At 70.2% G+C, this 6,203-nt stretch carries 5 protein-coding genes and 1 pseudogene; all 6 read left to right on the top strand.

Going from position 1 to position 6,203, the window contains the following annotated elements; genetic code table 11:
- A pseudogene (locus HO151_RS05940) lies at window positions 1-707 on the top strand (type VII secretion integral membrane protein EccD); the annotation flags it as partial.
- 45 nt (window positions 708-752) lie between these two features.
- On the top strand, window positions 753-2,381 hold the full coding sequence (gene eccB, locus HO151_RS05935; RefSeq protein WP_173895048.1) for a type VII secretion protein EccB: 1,629 nt from the start codon (window positions 753-755) through the stop codon (window positions 2,379-2,381).
- A gap of 425 nt (window positions 2,382-2,806) precedes the next feature.
- The gene (locus HO151_RS05930) at window positions 2,807-3,142 is read left to right on the top strand and encodes a hypothetical protein (RefSeq protein WP_173895047.1); all 336 of its coding nucleotides are present in this window, start codon (window positions 2,807-2,809) and stop codon (window positions 3,140-3,142) included.
- Between the two features lie 93 nt (window positions 3,143-3,235).
- Window positions 3,236-3,544, top strand: a complete 309-nt coding sequence (locus tag HO151_RS05925) for a WXG100 family type VII secretion target (protein WP_173895046.1) — start codon at window positions 3,236-3,238, stop codon at window positions 3,542-3,544.
- A 192-nt stretch (window positions 3,545-3,736) separates the two neighbouring features.
- Window positions 3,737-4,204 (top strand): type VII secretion system-associated protein, encoded by a 468-nt coding sequence (locus HO151_RS05920; protein ID WP_173895045.1) that lies wholly within the window; start codon window positions 3,737-3,739, stop codon window positions 4,202-4,204.
- A gap of 145 nt (window positions 4,205-4,349) precedes the next feature.
- On the top strand, window positions 4,350-6,203 hold a 1,854-nt coding region (locus HO151_RS05915), incomplete at its 3' end, for an AAWKG family protein (protein ID WP_173895044.1).

Below are 6,203 nucleotides of genomic sequence, written 5' to 3'. Positions count from 1 at the left end.
CGGTCGGCGCCCCGGCCCTCTTCGCCACCGCGCTGGTCTCGGTGGCGGCCGCGATCGCCGGCGGCCTGATCGCCTACTCCGGTCTGGGTGTGCCGGCCTCGGTGGCCCTGGTGGCGACGGTGGTGGTCCTCGCCGCGGGCGCGGTGGCGCCCTTCGCCTTCAAACTGGCCGGGATGCGGCTGCCCGCACTGCCGTCCTCCGCCGCCCAGCTCCAGGAGGGCATCGAGCCCTACGCGGGCGACGAGGTCGCCGAGCGCACCGAGCTGGCCGGGCGCTGGGTCACCGCGCTCTTCGCCGCCACCGGCGTCATCACCGCGGCCGCCCTGGTCGTCCTGACCGAGGGCCCGAACCTGCCCGAGGTGCTGACCTCCCTCGCACTGAGCCTGCTGCTGCTCCTGCACTGCCGCGGGCTGGTGCACATCGGGCAGCGGCTGACCCTGGCCGTGCCCGGTGTCCTCGGACTGCTGCTGCTCGCCCGCGCCTGGGCGCAGGACCAGGACGGCGACGGGCGCGCGGTGGTCTTCGCGGTGCTGCTCGCCGCCGCGGCCGCCCTCGTGATCGCCGCCTGGACGGTGCCCGGCCGCCGGATGCTGCCGTACTGGGGCCGCGCGGCGGAACTCGCGCACACCGGCCTCGCGGTGGCGCTGCTGCCGCTCGCCCTGTGGGCGGCCGGCCTCTTCGGCTGGCTGCGCGGCCTGTTCGGCTGAGCACACCCGTACGCCGCGGCATGGACAAGGAGTTGAGGAGAGGCCGTGCAGTCCAAGAGAGACCAGGTACACGCCCACACGTTCATGATGGGCAGGCTCAGTTCCAGCCTGCTGACGGCCGACCCGGACGCCCCGGAGAGCCCGCTCGGGCGCACCACCCGAGGTGTGGTCTTCGGCGTCCTGGTCACCGTCCTGATCGGCGCGGGCGCCACCGTCTACGGCCTGCTGCGCCCCGGCGGGAACGACGGCTGGCGTGACGGGAAGCACCTGGTGGTCAACCGCGACACCGGTGCCCGCTATCTGTGGACCGGCACCGACGGCGTACTGCACCCGGTGCGCAACTACGCCTCCGCGCGGCTGATCGGCGGCTCCGACCTGGCGACCGCGGACGTGCGCACCCCCTCCCTGCGGGGTGTCCCGGTGGGCGCCCCGGTCGGTCTCCCCGGCGCCCCGGACGTCGTGCCGGAGGCCGGGCAGCTCGACGACGGCGCCTGGCACATGTGCGTCACCGGCCCCGACGGGGCGCTGCCCGACACCTCCGGCGCCGTGGCGGGCACCGGGGTGGACAAGCCCGGGGCCACCACGGTCACGGCCGGGACGCCCCTGGACTCCCGCGGCATCGGCCGCGACCGCGGGGTGCTGGTACGCGGCCCGGACCGCACCGAGTACCTGGTGTGGCGGGGCAGCCGGCTGCCGCTGGACCGCGCCTCCGACGCCCGCAACGCCCTCGGCTACGGCTCCCAGCAGCCGATGCCGGTCTCGGCGGCGTTCCTCGACGCGCTGGCACCCGGCCCCGCCCTGAAGCCGCCCGCGGTGGAGGGGCGCGGCGAGGAGGGCCCCGAACTCGGCGGCGAGGCCAGCCGGATCGGCCAGCTCTTCAAGGTCAGCGTGCCCGGCGGCGGCAGCACCTACCAGCTGCTGCGCGAGGACGGCCTGGTGCCGCTGACCCGGCTCGGCGCCGCCCTGGTGCTGGGCGACCCGGCCACCCAGAAGGACGCCTACCGGGGGAAGTCGCCCGAGGTGCGCACGGTCGGTGCGGACGCGCTGCGCGAGCACCGGGCGAAGGACGCGGGTACCGCCGGCTCCGACGAACTGCCGGACGCACCGCCCCTGCCGCAGTCCGCGGAGCGCGGCACCGCGCTCTGCGCGCAGGTGGACGGCGACGACGGCGGCGTACGGATCAGGTCGGTGCTGGTCCCGCTGGACCGGCTCGCCCCGGTCGCGGTCTCGCAGGGCACCGACCGGCCGCTGGAGCCGGCCTGTGTCCCGACGGACGCCACGGTGGTGCGGCCGGGGCACGGCGCCCTGGTGCGGGCCCTGCACGCGAGCGGCGCCGCGCACGCCGGGACCACCTACCTGGTGGCCGAGAACGGGGTCAAGTACCGCGTCCCCGCCAAGCAGTCGCTGGCGGCACTCGGGTACGAGGCCGGGGACATCGGCTCCGTACCGGCACCGCTGCTCGCGGCGTTCCCGACCGGCGCGGACCTGGACCCGGACGCCGCCTCCGGAGCCGTGAAGCCCAAGGTCACGGCTCCGGAGTGCGGCGACGCGGACAAGGCGGGCGACGCGGACAAGGACGGCGACGCGGACAAGGGCGGCGAGGCGGGCAAGGCAGGCGACGCGGACGAGGCCGGCGGCGCGGAGGGTGCGGCGGGCACCGTTCCGCAGAGCTGACACCGCATACCGCGCCGCGGGAAAAGAAGAAACAAAAAACGGGCACGGGAAAACACAGGGCCGGACACGAAGGTGAAACCTCAGGAAAAGCTCAAGCAATGGGATCGGCCGGACCCGTGGAATCCCGCGGGGGCCCGCACAATGCCGAGCGCGGTCCTTCCTTGTGACCGCCCGGTCTCTTTGCGTGTTCGTTCTCCGAGGCTTCGCCGTTACCCGGCGGACGCCTCGGGTCCGGCTTGCCCGTTTTCGGGCGTGCCCGTTCATCTCGCCGCAACGTCCGCACAACTCCGTTGCCATGCAGGAGAATTCCGCCGAACCGGCCGTTCCTCACATCTTCCCTGCACGCATTGCGCGGAACCCCGTTTTCTCTTTAGCCTCAGCGGGCAACGGTGCGACGAGACGCGCCTGAACGAAGGGAGCGTGACATGGCGGACAGTGCCGCGAGGAAAGCGGATTATGCCAAGGGCTTGGGGGGCGTCTCCTCTCTGGAGTCGGCCCGCGACCAGGTCGAGAGGATCCAGGACAACGTCGCCCAGATCGCCGCGCGTTCGGGCGTCGGCGGTGACGAGGGCCAGGCCCTGCTGAAGCTCTTCCGCAGCTGGAACACCGAGGCACAGAAGGTCGTCGTCCAGATCAGCACGATGATCGACGCGCTCCAGGAGAACGTGACCTCCGCCAACCGCCTGGCGAAGGAGAACCAGGACCTGACCGAGGTCCTCAACAGCAAGACCAGCCAGGGCGTCTTCGAAGCGCTGCGCTGAACCACCCCGCGGTACCGGCCCCCTCCGGCCTTCGGCGGGGACCGGACTTCGTGAGTTTCCCGGGCTGGCGCCCGGCCTTCGAGAGGAGACGTCATGGCCGACGGCATCATCGACGTGCAGTACCCCAAGGTTCAGCAGGCCATCGAGGAGCTGATGGAGCAGACCCAGGGCATCATCACGACCCTCAACAACCTGGAGGACGAGCTGAAGCCGCTCGTCAGCACCTGGGAGGGCGCGGACCAGGAGCAGTACCGCGTGGTCCAGGCGGAGTGGGACAACGCCACCAAGAACATGGCGCGGCTCCTCGGCGACAACGGCGAGCTGATCCGCACCATCCACGACAACCACTCCCGCGACGAGCGCAGGAGCGCCGACAACTGGGGCAACGTGCGGGCCCGTTAGGGCTCCGGGAGTCTCCTCCCGCCCGTCCTGAGGCGGGGCCCGGTACGGACCGGGCCCCCGCTCGGGAACCGCGGGAGCTCCGAGGGCTCCTGGGGGACGCGCCGGACGCCGCCCGGCCGCCGCGCCGCCCTTTCCTGTTCCGTCCTGTCCCGTCCTGTCCCGTCCGGCAACCAAGCAGCAGGAGATCGTCCCATGGCCGGTGAGAAGGCCGACGTCAAGCATTTCGACCTCAAGCAGATGGAGAACTTCCGGGACAACGAGGTACAGCCGGTCCACACCGCCGCGAAGAAGCACCGCGAGGACGGCGACGGCTCCACCATCCGCCCGCTCGGCAAGCTCATCGACGGGCACACCACCGCGGACAACCTCAACCAGGACGCCCAGCTCCTGCGCATCGGCAAGATGGTCACCGAGCCCCTGGTCTCGGGACCCAAGCTGGTCGAGGGCGTCCGTACCGCGGCCGAGGCCATCGACAAGCTGCTCGGTGACCAGATGGACCTCTTCAAGGAACTCAAGGAGGCGCTCACGGACACCATCGAGGAAGCCAACAAGACCAAGGACAAGAACCTCGGGGCGATCGACGCGCAGACGCTGCTGCAGACCTTCGAAGAGGTCGACACGCTCACCGCCGGCACCACCGAGGACCTCGACGAGGACTGACCCGCGACGAGGACTGATCCGCGACCGCGCGCCGGCCGGGGCGGTACAGCCACCCGGCGCACCCCTGTGAACGACACACGCCTGCCCATCCGTACGAGGACGCGGTGCGCCGGCACGGACGACAACCGACCAGAAAGGGCGCCCGGTGGCCGATCGGTACGATCCCAACTCCGTCGCCAATCTCGACAAGTTCGACAACGCAGGCGACCCGTCGAGCGACACCTGGGCCACTCTGGTCACCCACATCACCGGCTATCCCGTGCCGGACCGGACCACCGTCTTCGACACGCTCCGTTCGGACCACGGCGGCAAGCTCTTCCGGATGGACATCAAGGAGCGCAGCCTCAGCCTGCTCGTCAAGGACTCCGGCTTCCTGACGAACAAGGGCGAGGACTACGACATCTGGTTCTTCGACAGCGGCAAGAAGCGGTCGATCATGCAGGCCCGGATCGTCTTCGAGGGCCGCGTGAAGGCGGGCGAGGAGATCATCTTCGCCGGTCCCGGCTCCGACAACGTCCACGACGCCCAGGTCCGCGAAGGCAACGAGTTCACGGACTACAACAAGGACAAGATGAGCACGATCCCGCTCGCCCGGTACATGAACGGGCCGCGGGCGGCGCTCATCGCGCTGCTGAACGGCAGCAGCAAGGACGCCCGGTTCAGCAACCTGGGCGTGGCCGGCGACGCCGCGGTGGACCTGAACTCCTTCAACACCACCGGGGACTCCTTCGACTTCGCCGCGAAGTTCTTCAGGGACCACGCGACGGTGCTGAAGGACTGGGAGGACCGCTTCAGCCGGGACGACGCGAGCTGGAAGGGCGAGGCGGCCGACGTCTTCCGCAGCCTGCTGAAGAAGATCCGCGAGAACTACGACAGCTACGTCGAGACCTTCGACTCCTCGGTCGGTACCGGCGACGGCACCGGCACCGGCAACACCGTGTACTCGCGGGCCCTCTCGCTCGGCCGAAAGCACCTGGAGGACGCCGCCACGAAGCTGCTCGACGCGTGGCTGGCCTGGGCCAAGTCCTCGTACTACGACCCGCACCAGGTGCTGCGCTACGTCCTGGACGACCTCGCCCAGTGGGTGGACGCGAACAACGTCGCCAAGACGGACATCACGTCGACCAGCACCCGCTACATGACGACCGTCCGCCACAGCCCGCAGGGTGGCTTCTCGCAGGTGCACCCGGAGTACGGCGACCTGACCGACATCGCCAACTGGGCGAAGGTCGGCGACAAGGCGGTCAAGATCTGGACCCAGGGCGTCGACGAGTACCTGGGCAAGCCCGCCGCCCAGGTGCAGTCCGACCTGAACAACCACTTCATCGACCTGGGCAAGGACTTCTCGGAGAACGTGCCCAAGCCGAAGTCGACCGGCACGGCCGCGGAGGAGTACGAGAAGGAGCAGCTCAAGAAGGAGAAGGAGGAGATCGCCAAGCAGAACGAGGAGAACAAGAAGTACCAGGACGAACTGCGTGAGGAGCAGCGGCGCCAGCGGGACGAGGACAAGAAGTACCAGGACGAGCTGCGCAACGAGCAGAACCAGCAGCGGGACGAGGACAAGAAGTACCAGGACGAGCTGCGCAACGAGCAGAACCAGCAGCGGGACGAGGACAAGAAGTACCAGGACGAGATGCGCGAGGAGCAGAGGAAGGAGCAGGAGGAGGCCAAGCGCCAGGCCGAGGAACAGGCCAAGTCCGTGCAGGAGAGCCTCGGTGGCCTCAACGACCCCGACGCGCTCACCACGCAGAACCTCGACACCTTCGACGACCTGCTGAACCAGAACAACCCGGTCACCGAGAGCCTGGGCAGTTTCGACGACCTGAACGGGAACGGCCAGAACGACGACCTGAACGGCCAGAACGGTGACGGCCAGCGGCTCCAGGCCGACCAGACACCGATCACCACGGCCCTGGGCAGCCTCGGCTCGCTGAACGCCGGGGGCGGCGCTCTCCGGACCCCGACCGGCGCGACCACACAGGCCGACGGCGGCAAGCTC

The organism is Streptomyces sp. 8P21H-1, assembly GCF_013302945.1.
This window is presented reverse-complemented; position numbering and strand designations above follow the sequence as displayed.